General features: G+C 71.9%; 16 protein-coding genes and 1 rRNA gene. 7 read left to right on the top strand and 10 right to left on the bottom strand.

Annotated elements, in window-relative coordinates:
• Positions 1–34 precede the first annotated feature (34 nt).
• Positions 35–508: a heme-degrading domain-containing protein gene (locus AC3RJ6_RS07025; protein ID WP_491426262.1), complete on the bottom strand. Its 474-nt coding sequence runs from the start codon at positions 506–508 to the stop codon at positions 35–37.
• A 101-nt stretch (positions 509–609) separates the two neighbouring features.
• Here AC3RJ6_RS07025 and AC3RJ6_RS07020 point away from each other — a divergent pair, with 101 nt between their 5' ends.
• Complete coding sequence (locus tag AC3RJ6_RS07020; RefSeq protein ID WP_491427138.1) at positions 610–1,902, top strand: MFS transporter; 1,293 nt, start codon at positions 610–612, stop codon at positions 1,900–1,902.
• Positions 1,903–1,942: 40 nt separating this feature from the next.
• Here AC3RJ6_RS07020 and AC3RJ6_RS07015 read toward each other — a convergent pair whose 3' ends face one another.
• The 3 genes from AC3RJ6_RS07015 to AC3RJ6_RS07005 form a co-directional block, all read right to left on the bottom strand.
• Positions 1,943–2,410: an aromatic ring-opening dioxygenase LigA gene (locus AC3RJ6_RS07015; RefSeq protein WP_491426261.1), complete on the bottom strand. Its 468-nt coding sequence runs from the start codon at positions 2,408–2,410 to the stop codon at positions 1,943–1,945.
• A gap of 117 nt (positions 2,411–2,527) precedes the next feature.
• On the bottom strand, positions 2,528–5,767 hold the full coding sequence (locus tag AC3RJ6_RS07010) for a M36 family metallopeptidase (RefSeq protein ID WP_491426260.1): 3,240 nt from the start codon (positions 5,765–5,767) through the stop codon (positions 2,528–2,530).
• 286 nt (positions 5,768–6,053) lie between these two features.
• Positions 6,054–8,276 (bottom strand): ATP-dependent Clp protease ATP-binding subunit, encoded by a 2,223-nt coding sequence (locus tag AC3RJ6_RS07005; RefSeq protein ID WP_491427137.1) that lies wholly within the window; start codon positions 8,274–8,276, stop codon positions 6,054–6,056.
• Positions 8,277–8,548: 272 nt separating this feature from the next.
• Here AC3RJ6_RS07005 and AC3RJ6_RS07000 point away from each other — a divergent pair, with 272 nt between their 5' ends.
• Complete coding sequence (locus AC3RJ6_RS07000; RefSeq protein WP_491426259.1) at positions 8,549–9,877, top strand: MFS transporter; 1,329 nt, start codon at positions 8,549–8,551, stop codon at positions 9,875–9,877.
• A 74-nt stretch (positions 9,878–9,951) separates the two neighbouring features.
• Here AC3RJ6_RS07000 and AC3RJ6_RS06995 read toward each other — a convergent pair whose 3' ends face one another.
• Positions 9,952–10,941, bottom strand: a complete 990-nt coding sequence (locus AC3RJ6_RS06995) for an AsnC family transcriptional regulator (RefSeq protein ID WP_491426258.1) — start codon at positions 10,939–10,941, stop codon at positions 9,952–9,954.
• Positions 10,942–11,028: 87 nt separating this feature from the next.
• Between AC3RJ6_RS06995 and AC3RJ6_RS06990 the strand changes: the two genes are divergently transcribed.
• Complete coding sequence (locus AC3RJ6_RS06990; protein ID WP_491426257.1) at positions 11,029–12,453, top strand: M28 family peptidase; 1,425 nt, start codon at positions 11,029–11,031, stop codon at positions 12,451–12,453.
• Positions 12,450–13,481: a lipase family protein gene (locus tag AC3RJ6_RS06985; protein WP_491426256.1), complete on the top strand. Its 1,032-nt coding sequence runs from the start codon at positions 12,450–12,452 to the stop codon at positions 13,479–13,481. Before AC3RJ6_RS06990 ends, AC3RJ6_RS06985 begins: the two co-directional genes overlap by 4 nt.
• A gap of 15 nt (positions 13,482–13,496) precedes the next feature.
• Here the strand turns inward: AC3RJ6_RS06985 and AC3RJ6_RS06980 are convergent, their stop codons facing one another.
• Positions 13,497–14,237: a hypothetical protein gene (locus tag AC3RJ6_RS06980; protein ID WP_491426255.1), complete on the bottom strand. Its 741-nt coding sequence runs from the start codon at positions 14,235–14,237 to the stop codon at positions 13,497–13,499.
• A 24-nt stretch (positions 14,238–14,261) separates the two neighbouring features.
• On the bottom strand, positions 14,262–16,388 hold the full coding sequence (locus tag AC3RJ6_RS06975; RefSeq protein ID WP_491426254.1) for a M64 family metallopeptidase: 2,127 nt from the start codon (positions 16,386–16,388) through the stop codon (positions 14,262–14,264).
• Between the two features lie 151 nt (positions 16,389–16,539).
• On the opposite strand from AC3RJ6_RS06975, the gene AC3RJ6_RS06970 reads away from it, so the two are divergent.
• Positions 16,540–17,583 carry an LLM class flavin-dependent oxidoreductase gene (locus AC3RJ6_RS06970; RefSeq protein ID WP_491426253.1) on the top strand — a complete coding sequence of 348 codons (1,044 nt, stop codon included), beginning with the start codon at positions 16,540–16,542 and terminating at the stop codon, positions 17,581–17,583.
• A 40-nt stretch (positions 17,584–17,623) separates the two neighbouring features.
• Here AC3RJ6_RS06970 and AC3RJ6_RS06965 read toward each other — a convergent pair whose 3' ends face one another.
• The gene (locus AC3RJ6_RS06965) at positions 17,624–18,157 is read right to left on the bottom strand and encodes a hypothetical protein (protein WP_491426252.1); all 534 of its coding nucleotides are present in this window, start codon (positions 18,155–18,157) and stop codon (positions 17,624–17,626) included.
• 121 nt (positions 18,158–18,278) lie between these two features.
• On the opposite strand from AC3RJ6_RS06965, the gene AC3RJ6_RS06960 reads away from it, so the two are divergent.
• Entirely contained in the window at positions 18,279–18,986 is a 708-nt protein-coding gene (locus AC3RJ6_RS06960; protein WP_491426250.1) for a YceI family protein, read from the top strand.
• Between the two features lie 9 nt (positions 18,987–18,995).
• Here the strand turns inward: AC3RJ6_RS06960 and AC3RJ6_RS06955 are convergent, their stop codons facing one another.
• A complete protein-coding gene (locus AC3RJ6_RS06955) occupies positions 18,996–20,411 on the bottom strand; it encodes an aminotransferase-like domain-containing protein (RefSeq protein WP_491426249.1) in 1,416 nt (471 codons plus the stop codon).
• Positions 20,412–20,448: 37 nt separating this feature from the next.
• On the opposite strand from AC3RJ6_RS06955, the gene AC3RJ6_RS06950 reads away from it, so the two are divergent.
• Positions 20,449–21,327 (top strand): DMT family transporter, encoded by an 879-nt coding sequence (locus AC3RJ6_RS06950; protein ID WP_491426248.1) that lies wholly within the window; start codon positions 20,449–20,451, stop codon positions 21,325–21,327.
• A gap of 182 nt (positions 21,328–21,509) precedes the next feature.
• Here the strand turns inward: AC3RJ6_RS06950 and rrf are convergent.
• Positions 21,510–21,578, bottom strand: a 5S ribosomal RNA gene (rrf, locus tag AC3RJ6_RS06945); the annotation flags it as partial.

Below are 21,578 nucleotides of genomic sequence, written 5' to 3'. Positions count from 1 at the left end.
GCTCGAGCGGCGTCGACGCACGCCGCTCGGGCCGTCACCGCTCGCGCGCCTCGCCGAGCATCGCCCGCAGCTGCGCGACGACGAGGTCGTGGTCGTCCTGCTGCGGGAGGCCCGAGACGCCGACCGCGCCGATCACGGCGCCCGAGTCGAGCTTGAGCGGCACGACGCCGCCGTGCGCCGCGTACCGGTGCGGGTCGAGCCGCGAGTGCACGTCGAAGTCCTCGCCCTTCGCCCGGAACTCCTCGCCCACGCGCAGCGACGCCTTGCCGTACCGTTCGACGACGCGGTGCTTGCGGTCGAGCCAGCCGTCGTTGTCGGCGGTCGCGCCCGGCAGTGCGGCATGGAACACGCGCTGCCGGCCGAACCAGATCGCGATCGCGACCGGGAGCCCGCGCTCGGCGGCGACCGACCGCAGCCGGCCGCCGAGCTCCCAGGCGTCGTCGAGGGTGAACGCGGCGAACCGCAACTCGTCGTCTTCGGCCTCGAGTCGGCCGAGCAGTGCGCTCATGCTCGAAGCGTACCGCCGCGACGCGTCGCTCAGACCGGCGCTCGACGAGTGCGGGTTCGTGCGATGTCGGTGGCATCCGCCAAGATGTCCGAGTGACCGGCATGAGATCGTTCTGGGCCGCCCTGCCGACCGAGGGCCGTTGGCTGCTGTCGACCGTCGCCATCCAGACGCTGGGGCGCGGCCTCACCCTGCCGTTCACGATCATCTACCTGCACGAGGTGCGCGGGTTCGACCTCGGCGTCTCGGGCACGCTCATGGGCCTCATCGCGATCACCGGGCTCATCGTCACGGGGCCGGGCGGCACGCTCATCGACCGCTTCGGCGCCAAGGTCGTGCTCATCGCGGGGCTCATCGCGATGATCGCGGGCTGCACGCTGCTCGCGTTCGCGACGACGCCGCCGGTCGCCGCGGTCGCCCTCGTGCTCATCGGCATCAACTTCGGCGTCTCGTGGCCCGGGTTCAACGCGCTCATCGCGACCGTGGTCGAGGGCGACCTCCGCCAGCAGTACTTCGGCGTCAACTTCGCCCTCGTCAACCTCGGCATCGGCGTGGGCGGCATCATCGGCGGCTTCTTCGTCGACGTGCACAACCCCGAGACCTTCACGGCGATCTTCCTCATCGACGCGGCGACGAGCCTCATCCCGATGGCGCTGCTGCTCGGCCCGCTGCGCCACGTGCGAACCCACGGCGAGCCCGACGAGCATGCCGAGCCCGTCGGCGGCTACCGCGAGATCCTGAAGCGGCCGGCCGTGCTGTGGCTCACGCTCGTCACCTTCATCTCGGTGTTCATCGGCTACGGCCAGATGGAGGCGGGGTTCCCCGCGTACGCACGCCAGGTCTCCGAGGTGTCGACCCAGATCGTCGGCTTCTCGTTCGCCGTCAACACCGCCGTCATCGTGCTGCTGCAGTTCACCGTGCTGAAGCTCATCGCCGGCCACCGGCGCACCCGCGTGATGCAGGTCATGGCGGCGGTCTGGGCGGTCTCGTGGCTCGTGCTCGGCGCGACCGGCCTGCTGCCCGACTCGATCGCGGCGGCGATCGGCGTGCTCGCGTTCATGGGCATCTTCGCCTTCGGCGAGACGATGCTGCAGCCCACCGTTCCCGCGATCTACAACGACCTCGCCGACGACCGCAACCGCGGTCGCTACAACGCGATCAACTCCGCGGCGTTCCAGGGCGGCGCGATCACGGGCCCCATCGTCGCCGGCCTGCTGCTCGGCATCGGCCAGGGGGCCTGGTTCATCGCGGCGATGGTCGCCGGCTGCGTGCTGATCATGGCGCTCGCCCTCGCACTCGAGCGCCGCGTGCCGGCCTCGGCGAACGGCGTCGCCGAGCCGTCGCCCGAACCCGCGCCCGACCCGAACCCGTCGCCGGCGGGTCCCGCGGCGAGCTGACGCCACAGCGCACTGCGTGGCCGCGCCTCGCGGGGTCGCGCTACGCGCGTCTCGGCAACGGCGGAACGATGGTGCGCAGCGCCCAGCCGAACAGCAGGAACAGCACCCCGACGCCGCCCGCGAACAGGGCGATGCCGAACGCGATGACCGACGTGAACAGCGACGCCCGCAGGAACGACGCGTTCATCACGGTCGTGCGCAGCGGGTCGTCCTGGTCGAGCTCCGAATAGGTCTTGCCGTCGGCCATGGCGCGGGCGTGCATGTCGATGACGCCGGCCTGCACGTAGGCGTCGATCGGCCCGTCGACGACCTTGCCGGCGAAGATCGGCGCATCGTCGGGGATGACGATGTTCTCGGCGCGCAGCTGCGACGAGACTCCGACCCACGCGACGATCGCCACGACGATCAGCAGGATGCCGCCGATGATCCCCGCGAGCCCGGTCAGTCGCACCACGTTCACCTGCGTGCGGCTGAGCACCGCTCCGCCCGTCTCGAACTCCTCGGTCACGTCGCCCCCTTCGAACCGTGTTCGAGGCCAAGGCTAGCGGCGCGGGCGGCCGCGGCAACAGTGCTGCGAGGCATCCGCCGAACGGATGCCTCGCAGCACGGTCGCCGCCGGTCCCGCTCAGCCGCTCGTCGTGGCGAGCGAGGCGAGCACGCCCTTCGCCTGCCGGATCTCCTGCGGCGTCGACGAGACGCTCGTGCGGACCGTCTCGACCTCGAGCATCGCGTCGCCCCACGTCGTGGTCGTGCCGTGCACGGTGACGGGCGTCGCGAGGTCGACCGAGCCGTTCGCGAAGTTGAGCCAGGCCGCCAGCAGGAACTGGTCGAACTGTTCGTTCGCGTCGTGCTTCGGCGGGGAGTGGAAGACCGCCACGGCGTCGTCGCGGTCGAGCGGGGTGTCGAACACGGTGCTGAAGAACACCGCGATGTCGAGGTAGCACTCGAGCTCGGCGGTCGTGAAGTCGTTGCCGTTCTTCACACGCATCTGGCCCAGCCACCAGCCGTGCTGCTTCGACTGCTCACCGTCGCCCACCACGACGATCGCGGCGTCGTCGGCCGCCGAACCGCCGTCGTCGTCGGTCGCCTCGGCGACGAGGTCGTAGAGGCAGGCCTCCTCGTAGACGTGCTCGGCCGAGAGGTCGATGTCGCGCGGCTGCACGGTCGGCGACTTCGGCGGGTCGGGCACGGGCGGGTTCACGAGGGAGGTCTCGACGCTCGTGGTGCCGTCGTCCCAGTCCCACACGACGGTGAGGTCGTCGCTGCCGGGGTCGGCGACCGCGACCGGCACGGTCACGCTGCCGCCGGCGTCGAGCACGAACGCCTGCACGCCGTCGTACGTCTGCATGCCGGAGGCGTCGATCGCGATCGACGGGTCGATGTTCGCGACCTCGACGACGACGGTCTCGCACGTCGTGGTGTCGTCGTCGGCGCCGCAGACCTCGACGTCGAACGCGCCGTCGTCGCCGTAGTCGTGGCTCGTCTCGAAGGCGAGCGTCGCGTCGGGGCGATCGTTCTCCTCGGCGCCCGAGAGCGGCTGCGGGCCGGCTCCGTCGTCGAAGTCGATCGTCGCCTCGAGGTCGTCGAGCCAGCCCGGGTCGGTGATGACGCCCGTGATCGTCGCGGTGCGCGTCGCCTCGTCGAGCGGCGCGACCGCGTCGATCGACACGGTCGGTGCGACGTTCGCCACGTCGACCTCCGCCGTGTCGGTCGCGGTGTTGCCGTACAGGTCGGTGACCCGCAGTCCGATCGTGAACGTGCCGTCCTGGCCGACCCGGTCGAACGACGGGCTCACGCCGAAGGCGTCGTCGTACTGGCCGTCGCCGTCGAAGTCCCACTCCCAGGCCGAGATCGCACCGGCGCTCGGGTCGCCGCCCGCGCTCGAGCCGGCCCCCGTGACCGCGACGTCGGTGCCCTCGTCGGTCGCGTACGGCCCGCCCGCGTCCGCGGTCGGTGCGCAGGCGGCGGGCAGGGTCTCGTCGTTCACCTGCGCGGCGTGGCCGTTCGTGCCCGCTGCGACCGCGCCCTCGCCGAGCCCGCGCTGCGCGAACGCCGACCAGATGGCGCAGACGTGCGAGCCGCCGTTCGTGGCGATGTCGGCGGCGAGCAGGCCGTTGCGGGCGTCGACGAACGTGGGCTTGGCGCCGCCCGCCGTGTTCTTCATGCCGTCGATGACGAGTTGCTCGGTCACGGGCACGCCGAGGAACGCACGCACGGCGTAGACCATCGTCGCCCAGATCGTGCCGTTGCCGTGCGGCGACGTGTTCGGCCCCGGCACGTAGTCGTCGTAGTCCGAGTAGACGAGCGGCGAGGTGTCGTAGGCGACGTTGCGCACGCCGGTCGTGGCATCGCCCGTGACGTACTCGCCGACGACCGCGTCGTTCCACTTCAGGAACGAGATGACGTCGCTCCAGCCTTCGCCGAGGGCGCCCGTCTGGTCGTCGCCGTAGTCGAAGCTGCCGCCGCCGACGAGCCGCGTCGAGACGCCGTGCCCGAACTCGTGCGCGATGACGTCGCCGTCGAGCGAGCCGTCACGGAACGGCAGCGACCACATGTACATCTGCATGCGCGGGCTCGAACCGTCGCCCGGCGTGCCGAAGTTGGCGTTGTTCATGCAGCGGATGGGGTTCGACGCGTTGTCGACGCAGCCGAAGTCCCAGCCGTCCTGCGCCTCGGCGAGCACGGGGTCGCCGTCGCTGCCGCCGTTGCCGAAGTTGTCGACCTGGAAGTTGCGCCACGCCTCGGTGAACCCGAGCTCGTACGTGTAGTCGTGCATCACGTTCGTGTAGTAGAAGAGCTGCGTGATGATCGCGTCGAGGTCGGCGTCGAGGCTCGCCTGGCTGCCGTCGGAGTTCGCCGCCCACGCGTCGGTGAACGGGTAGTCGAAGACCTGGTGGCCGGGGTCGCCCGAGGCGGGCGTGTTCGGCTGGTACTCGTCGTTCGCATCGTTGTCGTCGAGGTCGCGGTAGGCGTTCACGTTGTTGCCGCTCGTCGTGGTGTCGTCGACCCAGGTGCCGTTGATGCCCGAGAACGGGTGCAGCTCGCGCGACGCGCCGGTCGCCTCGGGGTGCTCCTCGTCGAAGACGTCGCCCTCGGGCCCGATCTCGGCGTAGCGGCTCGATTCGGCGAGCACGTCGCCCGTGGCCGCGTCGACGACCGACTCGACCCACACCTCGCCCGAGACCTCGACGTCGGTGACCCACGCGAGCCGCAGGCTGCGGCCCTCGTCGTCCATGTACCAGCGCTGCTCGGCCTTCAGCGGCGTCGGGTCGACGAGGCCGTCGACGGCGATCGAGTTCGGCACCTCGACGCTCGCCCGGTCGGTCGTCTGCGCGGCCCGCGGCAGCTCGGCGGCCTCGACGTCGGCACCCGCGGCGACGACCGCGGTCTCCGCGATCGCCTCGGCTGCCGTGATGTCGGGCTCGGCGGGTGTCGCCGGTGCCACGTCGGCGGTGGTGCCCCCGACGTGCACGAGCCGGCCGTCGCCGTCGACGCTCGCGGTGATCACCGCCTGGTGCACGGGGATCCCGTCGACGGCCTGGCGCAACTGCACGTAGGCGACGCCGTTCGGGTCGGTGATCACGTCGTCGACGACGAGCGACTCGAGCCCGGCGCCGCCGAGGCCGAACGCGTCGCGATGCTCGGCGAGATACCCGAGCACGAGGTCGGCGGGGTCCGCATCCGACGGTCCGGTGAGCGAACCGGTCGGGTTGAGGACCGAGCGCACGTCGCCCGCCCCGTCGATCGTGACGAGCGCGGTGCCGAACTCCTCGGCGGGATCGGGTGGCGCCTCGGCGCCGGGTGCCGCGACGGCGGCGACGGGTTGGCTGATGGCGAGCGCGGTCGCGGCGATGACGGCAGCCACGGCGGTCGGACGGTACACGATGACCTCCGGAGGGACGCCCGGGGAATCCGCGGAGCGATCCCCCCGGTCGCCCCGCGGCGCGGCCCTCGGTCGAGCCGGCCGTCACGTTACTCGCGGGGGATACCCGCCGCCCGGAAACGGGGGACAATTGGCACGCCGCTCCCCCGGACTGGGGGTACGGTCACCGGTCCAGCCGTACCCGACGACGGCCCCGCGAACCGGGGTTCGCGGGGCCGGGCGCACGGCACGAGGCATCCGCTTCGATGAGTCCGACGCGCGCGCCGCGCTACTCGTCGAGCAGCTCCGCCTCGATGACCTCGTCGTCGGCGCCGCCCGCACCACGCCCGGGCGCCGCGTCGGCGCGTGCGACGGTGAGCGACTCGCCGTCGCCGGCGAGGCCGACCACGACCGCGTCGCCGTCGCGCACGCTGCCGTCGAGCAGGGCGCGGGCGAGCCGGTCGTCGATCTCGCGCTGCATGAGCCGGCGCAGCGGGCGCGCCCCGTAGAGCGGGTCGTAGCCGCGCTCGGCGAGCCAGGCCCGCGCGTCGGGCGTGACCCCGAGCTCGAGCCGGCGCTCGTGCAGCCGGCCGGTGAGCCGGTCGATGTAGAGGTTCACGATCTCGGCGAGGTCCTGCTCGCTGAGCGCCGAGAAGACGACGAGATCGTCGAGGCGGTTCACGAACTCGGGCTTGAACGCCTGTCGCACGGTCTGCATGACGGCCTGCTCCTTCTCGCTCCAGCTGAGGGCCGGGTCGATGAGGTACTGCGAGCCGAGGTTCGACGTGAGGATCAGGATCGTGTTGCGGAAGTCGACCGTGCGGCCCTGGCCGTCGGTCAGGCGACCGTCGTCGAGCACCTGAAGGAGCACGTCGAACACCTCGGGGTGCGCCTTCTCGACCTCGTCGAAGAGGATCACCGAGTACGGGCGCCGACGCACGGCCTCGGTCAGCTGCCCGCCCTGGTCGTAGCCGACGTACCCGGGAGGGGCGCCGACGAGGCGCGACACCGAGAACTTCTCGCCGTACTCCGACATGTCGATGCGCACCATGGCGCGTTCGTCGTCGAAGAGGAACTCGGCGAGCGCCTTCGCGAGCTCGGTCTTGCCGACGCCCGTCGGGCCGAGGAAGAGGAACGAGCCGGTCGGCCGGTTCGGGTCGTTGATGCCCGCGCGCGAGCGGCGCACCGCGTCGGCGACCGCCGCGACGGCCGGCTTCTGGCCGATGAGGCGCTTGCCGAGCTCCTGCTCGAGGTGCAGCAGCTTCTCGGTCTCGCCCTGCATGAGCTTGCCGACGGGAATGCCCGTCCACGCCGAGATCACCGCCGCGATGTCCTCGTCGGTGACCTGCTCGTTGACCATGCGGGGCTCGCCCCCGGCGTTGCCCGCGGCATCGGCCTGCTCGGCCGCCTCGAGGTCTCGCTGGAGGTTCTTGATCGTCTCGTACTCGAGCCGCGACGCCTTCTGGTAGTCGCCGGCGCGCAGTGCGAGGTCGCGCTGCGTGACCGCCTCGTCGAGCTGCTTCTTGAGGTCGCCCACCCGGTTGAGGCCCTGGCGCTCGCGCGCCCAGCGGGCCTCGAGCTCGGCGAGCTCGCGCTCGAGCGAGACGAGCTGCTCGCGCAGCTTCGCGAGGCGCTCCTTCGAGGCGTCGTCCTTCTCCTTCTTGAGGGCGAGCTCCTCGAGCTTCATGCGGTCGACCTGGCGCTTGAGCTGGTCGATCTCGACGGGCGACGAGTCGATCTCCATCTTGAGTCGCGACATGGCCTCGTCGATGAGGTCGATGGCCTTGTCGGGCAGCTGCCGCGCGGTGATGTACCGGTTCGACAGGGATGCCGCGGCCACGAGCGCCGCATCCGAGATCGTCACCCCGTGGTGCGCCTCGTAGCGGCCCTTGAGCCCGCGCAGGATCGCGATCGTGTCCTCGACCGAGGGCTCGCCGACGTACACCTGCTGGAAGCGTCGCTCGAGCGCGGCGTCCTTCTCGATGTACTCGCGGTACTCGTCGAGCGTGGTCGCGCCGATGAGGTGCAGCTCGCCGCGGGCGAGCATGGGCTTCAGCATGTTGGAGGCCGCGACCGAGCCCTCGCCGCCGCCCGCACCCATGAGCAGGTGCAGCTCGTCGACGAACGTGATGATCCCGCCCTCGGCCTCGTTGATCTCCTTGAGCACGGCCTTCAGCCGCTCCTCGAACTGTCCGCGGTACATGGCACCGGCGACGAGCGCCGAGATGTCGAGCGAGACGAGCTGCTTGTCCTTCAGCGACTCGGCGACGTCGCCCGCGACGATGCGCTGGGCGAGTCCCTCGACCACGGCGGTCTTGCCGACGCCGGGCTCGCCGATGAGCACGGGGTTGTTCTTGGTACGACGGGTCAGCACCTGGCTCACGCGCCGGATCTCGGCGTCACGGCCGATCACCGGGTCGAGCTTGCCGGCCTTCGCGAGGTCGGTCAGGTTGACGCCGAACTGTTCGAGCGCCGACTTCTGCTCCTCCTGCGAGTTCGGCGCACCCTGCATGTTTGCCACTCAGTCATCCCTTCGTTCAAAACTTGAGTCTACTGAACTCAACTTTGCGAAGGGGGTCGGTATTCCGGAAATCACGCGGAATCTCCCCCGCGTTTCACGCTAGACCGGATGCCGTGGGACGCGCCAGCGTCGTCGGCCCCGTGGGCGCGCTGTTCGATGCGGTCGATCCGCCCGAGACGGATGTCGCGCATGCGGGTTCCCGCGATGACGGATTCGACGCAGATCTCCTCGGCCGGTGCCCGCGCCCACCTACGATCAGCTCCATGACCGCGCTCTCGCGCCGTTCCAGGGTCGGCTACGCACTGGGCGGCATCGCCTCGGGCACGTACGGCACGGTGCCGGGCCTCATCCTCATGCCGTTCCTCACCGACCTGCTCGGCGTCGAGGCCGCGATCGCCGGCATGATCGTCTTCGCACCGAAGGCCTGGGACTTCTTCCTGAACCCCGTCGCCGGCCGCATCAGCGATCGCTCGAGGCATCCCCACGACCGACGGCGACCGTTCGTGCTGCGCGCCGGGATCGTCCTCGCCGTCGCGTTCGCCGCGATGTTCTTCGGTCCGACGGCCCCCGTCGCCGCGGCGGCCCTGTGGGTGCTCGGGTGCTTCCTCGCCTCCGCGACCGTGTACGCGTTCTTCCAGGTGCCGTACCTGGCGATGTCGGCCGAGATCACCGACGACTACTCCGAACGCACCCGGCTGGTCGCGTGGCGCGTCGTCGTGTTCACGCTCGCGATCCTCGTCTCGGGCGCGACCGCACCGGCTCTCGTCGAGCTCGTCGGCGGCGTCGCCGGCTACCGGCTCATGGCCGGCGCCATGTCGGTACTGATCCTCGTCGGCACGTTCGGCGTCTGGTGGGGCACCCGCCGCTCGCCGCTCACCCGCGACGAGGTCGCCGTCGGCCGCCTGTTCGACCAGCTCGCCGTCGTGCTCCGCGACCGCGATGCCCGTGCGCTCATCGCGGCGTTCGTGCTGCAGGCGGTCGCCATCGGCATGGTGCTCGGCGGAGTCGTCTACGTCGCCCGACACGTGGTGCACGACCCCGGCGTCGCCACGATGGCCTTCGTGGGCTTCGTCGCCCCGGCCATCGTGCTGACGCCCGCCTGGTCGCGGCTCGGCCGACGAGTCGGCAAGAAGCGGGGCTTCGCGGTGGCGACGCTCGTCATGACGACCGGCCTCGTCGCCCTGCTCGCCGCACGATCGGGCGACGTGGCGACCCTGCTGCTCGCCGCCGGCGTGGTCGGCGTCGGCTATGCCGGGGCCCAGCTGTTCCCACTCGCGATGCTGCCCGATCTCGCCGCCCACGACGCGGAGCGCAGCGGCACCAACCGCATCGGCATGATCTCGGGGGTGTGGTCGGGCTTCGAGCTGCTCGGCTACGCGCTCGGCCCAGCGCTCCTGGGGGTCGTGCTCTCGCTCGGCGGATACCGGGCGACGACCGGCGAGGCGGTCGCGCAGACCGACTCGGCGCAGTGGGCGATCGTGCTCGGCGTGTCCCTGATCCCGGCGCTCCTGTGCGCCGCGAGCCTGCTGCCGCTCGCCCGCTACCGGCTCGACGATCGGCTGCGCCGGGCCGCCGCCTCCGCGATGCGCTGACGGCGCGCACCGCGCACCGGCGGCCTCCGATCCATGCCCCCCTCGCGCCACGACGGGGCCGCTCGATCGCCCGCCTACCAGCGCACGGGCACGCGGGCGATCGACCGGCCCGCCCGGTCCAGCAGGTGCCCGTTGCGCTTCACCTCGCGCAGCACCGTCCACCGGTCGATCACCTCGACGTCACCGCCCCAGGCGTCCTCGATCTGCGACAGCTCCGTGAGCGACCGCGCGCGCACGCCGACGAAGAGCGGCGCCCGCCCCACCAGCACCCCCACCCGATGGGCCGCGGGCAGCTTCGCCGCGCGCGCCGCGGCGGCATCGCCGTCGCCCGCACGGGCCCAGAGCACGGCACCCCGCCGATACCCGGCGGCCGGCATCGCGACATCGCAGCCCAGTCGCAGCACGCCGGACGCGACGGCCCGGTCCACCGTCCTGCGCGCCGTCGCCTCCGAGACGCCGAGCACGCCGGCGAGCGCGGCCGCGGGCATCCGTGGATCTTCGTCGAGCGCATCGGCGAGCTCGGCGACGACCTCGGCACGGGGTGCGCGGACGTCGCCGAGTCGCGGGGTGCCGAGCGCGAGCTGCTGCCGGCGCGACAGCACACGAAGCCGCCAGGTCGAGTCCTCCGCGACGATCGCCGCCGCGACGTCCATCCGCCGCACCCTGGCACCGGGGCGTGCGACCGCACGCACGCGGTCGCCGAGGAGCGCGAGGCCGCCCGCCCCCGCGACGAGCACGAGGCGACCGGCCGAGGTGTCGTCGACGCTGAGCACCCAGGGCAGGGCGGCGATCTCGTCGACCGCCGCGTCGCTCGTGCGCCGGCCCAGCAGCACCACCGCGACATCGGTCGTCGACGACCAGCGTTCCGGCGTCGGCCACGCGGTGAGCCAGGCGAGCGACTCGTCGCGCAGCGCCTGCCAGTGACGGGCCACGGTCGCGGCATCCGCCCCGACCGCGGCCGCGACGCGCGTCCACGGCGCCCGGGCGTCGATCTGGAGCGCGTGCACGATCGCGAGGTCGAGTTCGCCGAGCATCCTGGGCTGGTCGTCACCGAGTGCATCCACGTGACGGATCGTACGCAGTTTTCGCTCACCGGTGAAGGAAATGCCGAACCGATCGGTGCAGATCCCGGTTCTCCCTATCCTCTGAGCATGATCGCGACCGAATCCTCGATGATGGCCTCCATCGAGGACCTCGTCGCCATGGCACCGCGCGCGACCGGCTCGGCCGGCGGCGCAGCCGCGGCCGGCTACGTCCGGCGGCGATTCGACGAGGCCGGCCTGCAGACCGACGTGCTCGAGGTCCCGTCGTTCTCGTGGCACGCCGAGGCCTGCGGGCTCCGGGTCGGCGACGACGAGGTGGCGTGCGCGCCGATCCTGCATTCCGGCCTCGCGGCGCACGACTGGACGGGCGATGCCGCGCACCGCATCGAGGCGCCCGTCGTCGACATCGGCAGCGATCGGGTTCGTCGTCACGACGTCGCCGGAGCGATCGTGCTGTTCGACCTCACCTTCGACATGACGGTCGGCCACTCCCTGCCGCTCACGCTCTTCCTCCACGATCCCGGGCGCCGCGTGCTCCGCCGCGAGGTGCTCGGCAGCAGGAACCCGTACGTGACGTCGCTCGCGCGCACGATGCGCGAGGCCGCTGCGGCCGGCGCGGTCGGCCTCATCGGCGTGCTCCGCGACTACGCCGACTCCCGGAACTACCACAACGAGTACTACCGCCGCACCCTCTTCCCGCTGCCCGGCGTCTGGGTCACACGTGCCGACGGCGCCCGGCTTCGCGCGCTCCTCGGCGGCGAGCGGACGCGCGCTCGGCTCACCCTCGACGTCGCTCGCCGCGAGGCGGTCTCGCGTACGGTGATCGGCGTGCTCCCGGGCCGGACGCGGGACGCGGTGATGGTCCAGTCGCACCACGACTCGGTCGGGCCGGGCGCCGTCGAGGACGCCTCGGGCACGGCGGCGGTGATCGCCCTCGCCGAGCACTACGGCAGCGCGGCGCGTGCCGGGGCCGAGCGTGAGAAGACCCTGCTGTTCGTCACCTTCGACACGCACTTCACCGGCTACCAGGCGCATCGGGCGTTCGCGACCCGGTACGTGCTCTCACCGGACTCGCCGTGGAACATCGTGCTCAACGCGACCATCGAGCACATCGGGCTGCGCGCCGTCGAGGGCGCCGACGGCGGCTTCGCCTCGACGGGCGAGACCGAGCCGCGCGGCATCTTCCTCAACGTGAACCCCGCGTTCACCTGGCGCATCGGACGAGCGGTGCGCCGGCACCGGCTCCACGGCACGAGCCTCCTGGGCGCCGGCCTCCTGGAGTTCTTCGCGGGCGGCATCCCGACCGATGCCTCGTTCACGTTCGTCGCGGGCGTGCCGACCGTCAGCCTGATCTCGGGCCCCCTGTACCTCTACGACGACGCCGACACGATCGAGCGCATCGATCGGCGCCAACTCGTGCCCGTCGTGGGCTTCTTCGCCGACGTCGTCGACGACGCCGACCGCCACGACGGCCGCACGCTCGGCACGATGCCGTCGTCGCTCCGGCACCGGCTGCCCCGGGGGCGCTGGTGACACGGCGGGTCGTCGCGTTCCCGGCGCGGGGGGTCGACGGACGCGCCCAGGAGCAGACGGGAATCCTGCAGCTGCCCGACCGGCCTGCGCCGCCCGGCGGGTACCCGGTCGTCGTGTACGGCCACATGACCACGGGCGGCTCGGCGCGGTCGGCACCGAGCACGGGCAGCCCGGCGCACCCGGAGTGGCGCCGGATGTCGCAGGGCGACGCGCTGTGCGAGGCGCTCCTCGCCCGGGGAGTCGCCGTCCTGCGCCCCGACTACGAGGGCATCGGCGGACCGGGCGCGCACCCGTACCTCATCGGGGCGTCGCTCGCCGCATCGATGACCGGGATCATGCGGGCGCGCGCCTCCTACGACGCGCCGCTCGGCGACGCGTGGGTGTCCGCCGGTCACTCCGAGGGCGCGGTCGCCGCCCTGCACGCCTCCGTCGCCGACGAGCCCGACGCGCGGTCGAGGCTCGTCGGCACCTCGGCGTTCGCCCCCGTGACGCGGATGGACCTGAGCATCGGCACGGTCGTCCGAGTCGGTGCGCGCTTTCCCGGCTCGGGGGTCGTCTCGGCGCTCGTCGCACTCATGCTGCGCGGGGCCGCGACGACGGACGAGCGGATGCGCGAGCTCGTCGCGGCCGACGGACTCAGCCTGCCGGCGGCGGAGCGCTGGGACGACCTCGACCGGCTCTGCCTGACCGAGCTCTCGGCGACCGGCTCCTGGGGCGGGATCGCCCCGGGACGCATCGGCGGGCGCCGCGGGACCGAACTGTTCGATCGGCTCCTCACGTCGTTCCGAGCGAACGAGGTCGCCGCGCTCCGGGGCTTCCGCGCACCCGTCCGCATCGATGCCGCCCGGTTCGACGAGGTCGCGCCCGCTCCGTTGACGGCGCGGCTCCTGCGCGACTATCGCGTCTCGGGCGTCGACCTCACGAGCCGCTGGTGGCCGACGCACCATTCCGGCACGATGCACCGCCGGCACGCCCCGTCGGTCGCCGCGGAGTGGATCGCCGCGCGCTTCGACGCACGTCGACGCTGACCGCTCCCCCGACGGTCACTCCGCCTGGGTCCCCGGCTCCGGCTTGCGCTCGTCGCGGGCCGCATCCAGGTGCGGCAGCTCCGCCACGCGGATCGGCGCGCTCGCCGCGATCACCTCGACCCGGCGCGAGCGCCGCGTGAGCGGCAGGTCCGATTCCGCCTCGAGCACCAGTCGCTCCGAGGCCCGGTAGATCGAGACCGCGAGCTCGGCCTCCCGATCGACGACCGCCTCGACGGGGATCCGCACGACGACCTCCCACGACTCGTCCTCGACGACCCGGTGCCCGCGGAACGCGTCGGCGGGATCGCTCCGGTCGGGGATGCCGACGCTGAGTCCGGGATCGACGAGCGACTCGAGGGCCACGACCGCCGCGCCCGAACGCACCTCGATGAACGCGGTGCCCCTCGCGGCCGACCGATCGGCCGGCGGCACGTCGACCACGAGGCTGTCGAGCACGCGGACCTCCCCGCCGTGCACCTCCAGACGCAGTCGCACGCTCCGCCCCTGCGGGGCGGGCTCGGCTCGCGGTGCCACCTGCGGCCCCCTCTCCTTCCGCCCGGTCTCCTCACCGTACAGCGCGAGGGATGCCTCGACGCCGGGCTTCGCGCGGCCGGTGCGCTCCTTCAGCACGGCCGACATCCGCCGCCCGTCCTTGCGCTGCCCGGTGCGGAAGACCCGCCCTCGATCGCCCGCGGTCCGCGCCGCGGCCGGCTGCTCGTCCAGCGGCTTGCGCGGGCGCTCGCCGTGCTCGTCCATGATCTCGCCCTCCTCGTGCCCGGCTCACCAGTTGCGGCCGAAGCGGTAGTTGTGCACCCAGCGGTTGTAGATGCTGTTCATGGCCAGCGGCGCGGTGCCGCTGAAGCTCGACATCCAGTCGGCGTTGTGGGCGATGATCCGGTCGGGCCCCTTGCGGGTGAGCGGTCCGATCACGATCGCCGCCGAGCGGCCCTTCGTCACCCTGATGCGATGGCGCTCCGGCACCCGGTCGAACGTGTCGACCGAGCCGAGCCGCCACTCGCCCACCCAGTCCTCGCGGAAGTCGGCCGACAGGTTCGAGCCGTTGGAGACCATGCGCCCGGCGTACTTCTGCGACCAGTCGTCCATGTTCCACGCGAACAGGTCGACCCTGCCGTCGCCCGTGAGGTCGGCGGGCAGGAAGCGATCGTGGCTGCGCATCCCGCCCCACCCGGGGACGTCCCCGTCGAACATGCGCACGAACGCGAAGTCGCTCCCGGTCGACCGGAACATCGCGAGGTACGGGTTCGCCCAGTCCGATCCGTTGAAGATGTAGAGGTCCTCCTTGCCGTCGCCGTCGAAGTCACCGACGAAGAAGCGGTCGTGCTCCGCGAAGCCGCCCCAGCCGGGGATGTCGTCCTCCCACATCCGGATGCAGCGGAAGCCCCCGCGTTGGTTGCGGAACAGGCCGAGGTACTCGCTCGACCAGTCGCGCGAGTTCCAGATGAGCAGGTCGTCGCGGCTCGTGCCGCTCGCGTTCACGACCATGATCTCGTCGTGCCGGGCGAGCCCGCCCCATCCCGGGATGTCGCCGTCGTAGCGACGCGACTGGAGGAAGCCCGACCCGGTCGAGACGAGCGTCGCCACGTAGGGCATCGACCAGTCGTCGAAGTTGGCGACGAGGAGGTCGTCGCGGCCGTCGCCGTCGAAGTCGCCGACGAAGAAGTCGTCGTGCCGGGCGAATCCGCCCCATCCCGGGATGTCGCCGTCGTACCGCGCCAGCACGCGCATGCGCCCGTCGGTGTCGACCTTGATGAGCGCGAGGTAGGGGAACACCCAGTCCGTCGAGTTGTAGACGACGAGCTCGTCGCGGCCGTCGCCGTCGAAGTCGCCGGCCCAGTAGCGGTCGCCCGGCCGGATCTCCCACGACCCGGGCACGATCGCCGCCGTGGTGCGCTTGTGCGTCCAGCGCGGGCCGTCGGCCCGGTACACGGTGAGGGCGCGGTCCTCGACGCCGATGAACTCCGACCCGAGGCTCGAGCTGAACCGGCCCGGCACCATGCGCGAGAAGCTGTGCTTCGCGGGACCGTGGTAGGTGTCCTTCAGCTCGGTGTAGCAGACCGGGCAGAAGTCGGGCGTGTTGCTGTTCATGCGGCAGTCGATGACCGGGCGGAAGATGCCGCGCTCGAACGTCGCACCGCCTTCGAACAGGCCCGCGTCCGCGGCGTCGTCCCAGCCGGCGGGCTTCGTGCCGGAGGTCCACCCGGCCGCGTTGCCGGTTCCCGTCGGAATCGGGGTCGTGCCGGCGACGAACTGCCGCCACTTCAGCCGGGATCGCTTCATCTCGATCGTGACGTTGACCCGCCCCGGTTCGCCCGACGAGTAGGCGCCCTTGCCGGTCGCGCTGTACTCGTCCTCGAGGTCGCCGAAGCCGTGCCCCATCTCGTGGGCGATCACGTCCCAGCTCTCCTGGGTCGTGACCTTGAGCACGGAGCCGGTGCGCAGGCCGCCCGGCAGCGTCGAGTTCACGATGATGAGGGTGAAGTCCGCGCCCGGCGCCCATTTCGCCAGCGCATCGTCGATGCGCTTCTTGGTGTTCGCGCCGTTCTCGAACCAGCCGTGCCACCACTCGCCGTTCGAGATGATGCCGAGCGCGGTATCGAAGATCATCTCCGTGGAGGTGTCGTCTGCGGTGTTCGACGGCGTGCCGTTGAGGTTCCAGGTGCGCGTGCTCGCACCCGAGTGCACCGACTCGAGGTTCACCCGGCGGATGTTCCAGGCCGCGGCGTCCTCGTTGAAGTACCCCTCGCCGAACACCTGCTTCATCACCACGTCGCGCACGTAGGTGTCGTAGGTCGTCTGGTCGCTGCCCGCCGCGAAGCCGTCGCCGAGGATCGCGAGGGTCTTCCCGCCCGATCCGACGTCCTGCAGGACGGTGACGCTGTCAGCCATGATCGTCGCTCCCCCCGAGCCGCGGATCCGTCGCGGCTCCCCGATTCGGCTTCATCATGAGTGATGCTCATGACTTCGACATCGGGGAGAGCACTGAGTCGCGGCATCCATGCATCGGAATGCACCCGGCCCGCGCGACGTTGGGCCTGACATGCGAAGCTTCGGAACCCTCTCGTTCGGACACTACGGACCGCTCGGCGGCGGCCGCGAGCTCTCCGCGGCCGACTCGATGCTGCAGGCGATCGACCTCGCCCAGGGCATGGACGACCTCGGGGTCAACGGGGTCTACTTCCGGGTGCACCACTTCGCACGCCAGCAGGCCTCGCCGATGACGCTGCTCGCGGCGATCGCCGCTCGCACCTCCCGCATCGAGATGGGCACTGGCGTCGTCGACATGCGGTACGAGAACCCCCTGCACCTCGCCGAGGATGCCGCTGCCGTCGACCTCATCTCGGGCGGCCGCCTCGCGCTCGGCGTGAGCCGCGGGTCACCCGAAACCGTCGTGCGCGGTTACGAGGCGTTCGGCTACACCGGGTCGGAGGACCCGCGCGGCGCCGACATCGCCCGCGCGCACTTCGCGCGGTTCCTGCAGGCGATCGAGGGCGAGGGCATCGCCGAGCCCGATCGCTCCTCGCCGTTCGCCGGCCCCGTGACCGGAACCGGCGGGCTGCAGCGCATCGAGCCGTACTCGCCCGGCCTGCGCTCGCGCATCTGGTGGGGCGCCGGCAACCGCGACTCGGCCGAGTGGGCGGGCCGCGTGGGCGTCAACCTGATGTCGTCGACGCTCCTCACCGAAGACCGGGGCATCCCGTTCGACGAGCTGCAGGCGCAGCAGATCGAGGCGTTCCGCGCCGCCTGGCGCGAAGCGGGCCACGAGGGCGAGCCGCGCACCTCGGTGAGCCGCTCGATCTTCCCGATCACGACCGCCGAGGACGAGCTCTACTTCGGCGGCCGCCAGGAGGGCGACGGCGTCGGCTACATCGACGGCCTGCGGTCGACGTTCGGCAAGACGTACGCGGGCACGCCCGACCAGCTCGTCGAGCAGCTGCAGCGCGACGCGGCGATCCAGACGGCCGACACGCTCATGCTCACGATCCCGAGCCAGCTCGGCGTCGAGTTCAACCTGCGCCTCGTCTCGGCATTCGCCGAGCACGTGGCCCCGTCGCTCGGCTGGCAGCCGACGACCGCCGGCTGAGTCGGGGGCACGACGTCGGTCTCAGGGCGCGGCGTCGGCCTCAGGGCACGACGTCGACCGACACCACGGTCGTGCGCACGACGCCCGAGGGCGTGGGCACCTCGTACTGCACGGGCATACCCGGGTATCCGGGTGCGAACCAGAACACCGACACCGACGCCTCGTCGTCGCCGTGCCGGGTCGCGTAGCGCAGGCACTCGAGCACACCGAGGGGCGACTCGATGACCTCGGTCGTGCGGTCCGTGCGATCGGCGGCGAAGGCCGCGTGCTCCTGCAGTTCGCGCCAGGTGACCCGCTCGCTCGTCACCGGTCCGTCGACCCCGCCGTCGCCGTCGAGCCGCCACTGCTCGAGCGTCGCCCCGTCGGCGTCGATGCCGCTGAAGCGGTTGATGCGCTCGAATCGACCGCCGTCGGGCAGCTCCACGAACAGCCGGATCGTCTTGCCCGAGCCGCTGGCCGCCCTGATCTCGTCGGCCGTGAACGGCGTCGGCAGCAGGCCGGGCCCGAGCACGTGCGGATCGGGCGCCGGCGGGTCGCCGTCCACGATCCCCGCGCCCGCAGCGTCATCGCTCATGGCGCAAGTCTGCGACATCCGCCGTCATCTGGGAACCTTCTCGGGCGATTCGATGCGTTCTCATACGTTCGTGGGCGAGGCTTGAGGTCCGACGAACCACGACGCCCCGAGCAGGAGCCGCATGCAGCAGCGCACGAAGATCCTCATCGCCTCGATCATCGCGGGCGGACTCGTGCTCGGCGCGACGGCCGCGATCGCCGGCCCCATCGTCTACCGCGACGTCATCGTCGGCGAGGCCGATGCGGCACCCGAGGTCACTGCGGCGCCCGCCGATTCGAGCAACGCGGATGCCTCGGGCGCGACGATCGATCTCGGCGGTGAGTGGACCGTGGCCGACGGCTCGTTCGCGGGGTACCGCGTCGACGAGGTGCTGAACGGTACGGACGTGACGGTGACGGGCCGCACGGCGGAGGTCGACGGCACGCTGACCGTCGACGGGCTCAGCCTGACCGCGGCCGAGTTCACGGTCGACGTCGCCTCGATCGAGACCGACTCGGCGAACCGCGACGACTACTTCCGGTCGACGGCGCTGCGCACCGACGAGTTCCCGACGGCGACGTTCGTGCTGACCGAGCCGATCACCGTCGCCGCGGTCCCCGCCGTCGGCGAGGTGCAGCAGGTCACCGCCTCGGGCGAGCTCACCCTCGCCGGGCAGACGCGGCCGGTGACGGTGGAGCTCGAGGCCGTGCTCGACGGTGCGACCGGACAGGTCGCCGGCCGCATCCCGATCACCTTCGCCGACTACGGCGTCGAGGCACCCGACTTCGGCTTCGTCTCGGTCGAGCCCGACGGCTTCGTCGAGTTCTCGCTCCAGCTCGAGCGCGCCTGAGCTGCGCCGTCAGTCACTCGGGCCGCGCTCGAGGCACTCGGCGAGGATGCGCGCCGCTTCAGGGAACCGCGCCGGGACCTCGCCCGAATAGTTGAGCCGCGCGAACGGCCCCGACGGCTCGGCCGGGAACCACTCGCGCCCGGGCGCGATGATGAGCCCGTTCGCGGCGGCGTCGGCGGCGACCCGTTCGACGTCGCTGCCGTCGGGAAACCTGACCCACAGGTTCAGTCCTCCCGCGGGCACGGCCGGGAGGTGGACTGCCGGCGCGTGCTCGCGCAGGCTCTGCACGAGCAGGTCACGGCGCACGCGCAGCCGATCCCGCAGGTCGCGCACGTGGGTCGCCCACACCGATTGGGTCACCACGTCGAGCGCAGCGGCCTGGAGCACGCCGCTCACGTACATGGCCTCGGCCGCGCGATCGGCGACGATGCGCTCGCGGGCCGGCCCTCGCGCGATCACGACCGCCACGCGCAGCGCCGGCGAGACGCTCTTCGTGAGCGACCGCAGGTAGATCACGTGTCCGTCGTCGTCGAGGGCCGCGAGCGGGCGCACCGGGGCATCGATGCCGAGGTCATGGGCCCAGTCGTCCTCGACGAGGAACGCGCCGTGTCGTCGCACGACCTCGAGCGCCGCGCGGCCGGTCTCGACCGGCCAGCTCACGCCGGTCGGGTTCGCGAAGGCCGGCTGCGCGTAGAAGGCCCTGGCCCCCGTCTGCAGGAACGCCCGCTCGAGGTCGGCCGGGTCGGGTCCTGACGGCCCGGACGGCACGGGCACGAGCGTGACGCCCGCCTGCTCGGCGGCGAGCATCGCACCCCAGTAGCTCGGCGACTCGATGAGCATCGGTCGCCCGGGGCCCACCACCGCCCGGAAGATCGAGCTCAGTCCGGGCTGGCTGCCCGCCGTGATGAGGGCGTCGCGAGCCGTGGGCGGTGCCAGCCCGGACGGCGTCACCGCGGCCAACTCGGTCGCGAACCACGACCGCAGCTCGCCCGCGCCGGCCGCCGGCGACCGGGTCATCGCCGCGTCGCTGCGCGCCGCTCGCGCGATCGCCTGCCGCACGGCCCGCTCGGGCAGCAGCTCGCGGGCGGGGTAGCCCGAGTGCAGTGCGATCGCATCGGGAGCCGCCGGACGCTGGGTCGACGACAGTGCTCCGGCGCGGGCCGGTGGCACGCCGAGCGCGCCCGTCTGCCAGCCGTAGTCGGCAGGCCGCACCTCGCGCGTCGCCCGCACGAACGTGCCGACGCCCGGCCGGCTCTCGATCAGTCCGAGCGCCATGAGCTGCCGCATGGCCTTCTGCACCGTCACGGGACTCGCCCCGAACTCGGCGGTCAGCGTACGGTTCGACGGCACACGAGCGCCGGGAGCCGCCGCCGCGATCCAGGCGCGCAGGCCGGCGGTGATGCGGTCGGTGCTACTCTGACTCATGACAGGCCAGAGTAGCGTTATCCCCAGTTCGACGGCAATGCTATCCAGTCGAGCCGGCCTGTGGTGGGGCCTCCTCGGCGTGACGGCCTTCTCGTTCACCTTGCCGTTCACCCGCGTCGCGGTCGGTGGCCTCTCACCCCTGTTCATCGGATCGGCGAGGGCCGTCGTCGCCGCCGTGCTCGCCGCAGTCGCGCTCGCGCTCACCCGTCAGCACTGGCCGACGGCGGTGCAGTGGGTACGTCTCGCCGTCGTCGCGGGCGGTGTCGTCGTCGGGTTCCCGTTGCTGAGCTCGTTCGCGCTCACGACGGCGCCGGCGAGCCACGCCGCTGTGGTCGTCGGCCTGCTCCCGGCTGCGACCGCGGTCATGGCGGTCGTCAGGGGCAGGGAGCGGCCGGCACCGTCGTTCTGGGTCTTCGCTGGGCTCGGCGCCGTCGCGGCGATCGCCTTCGCCTCACTTCAGAACGGCGGCCTGGGGCGACTGGCGTGGTCGGACCTGCTGTTGTTCGGCGCTGTCGTGGCCGCGGCGATCGGCTACGCAGAAGGCGGCCTGCTCGCCCGCGAACTCGGTTCGTGGCAGACCGTCTCCTGGGCGCTCGTGGTCGCCGCGCCGCTCATGGGAGTCTTCACCGGGATCTCCGTGGTGCAGCAGCCGCCCGCGGCAGCGCCCGTCGAGTGGCTCGCCTTCGCCTACCTCGCGGTCGTCAGCATGTTCCTCGGCTTCTTCGCCTGGTACCGCGGTCTCGCGATCGGGCCGATGGCGCAGGTCAGCCAGGTGCAGCTCGTACAGCCGGTGATGAACATCGCGTGGGCGGCGCTCCTTCTCGGCGAACCGGTCGGCTGGCCGACGCTCGTCGGCGGCATCGCCGTCGTCGCGTGTGCAGGGCTGGCGGTTCGCACACGCCTGTTCGCGCGGTAGCGCTACTCGCTCAGCGCCTCGAGCGGCGGCGGGTCGGACACACCGCCGGCTGGCTGCTCGGCCGGCGGGGCTACCGCGTGCTCAGCCGGCCGGGTTTCGGCGCTCGACCAAAGCCGGGTAGATCGGCGTTAAACCAAGAAGAGCCGCACAGCATCTCTGCTGGCGGCTCTTCTCGAATGAATGTCCGGCGGTGTCCTACTCTCCCACAGGGTCCCCCCTGCAGTACCATCGGCGCTGCGAGTCTTAGCTTC

This window comes from Agromyces cucurbitae (assembly GCF_058349945.1).
This window is presented reverse-complemented; position numbering and strand designations above follow the sequence as displayed.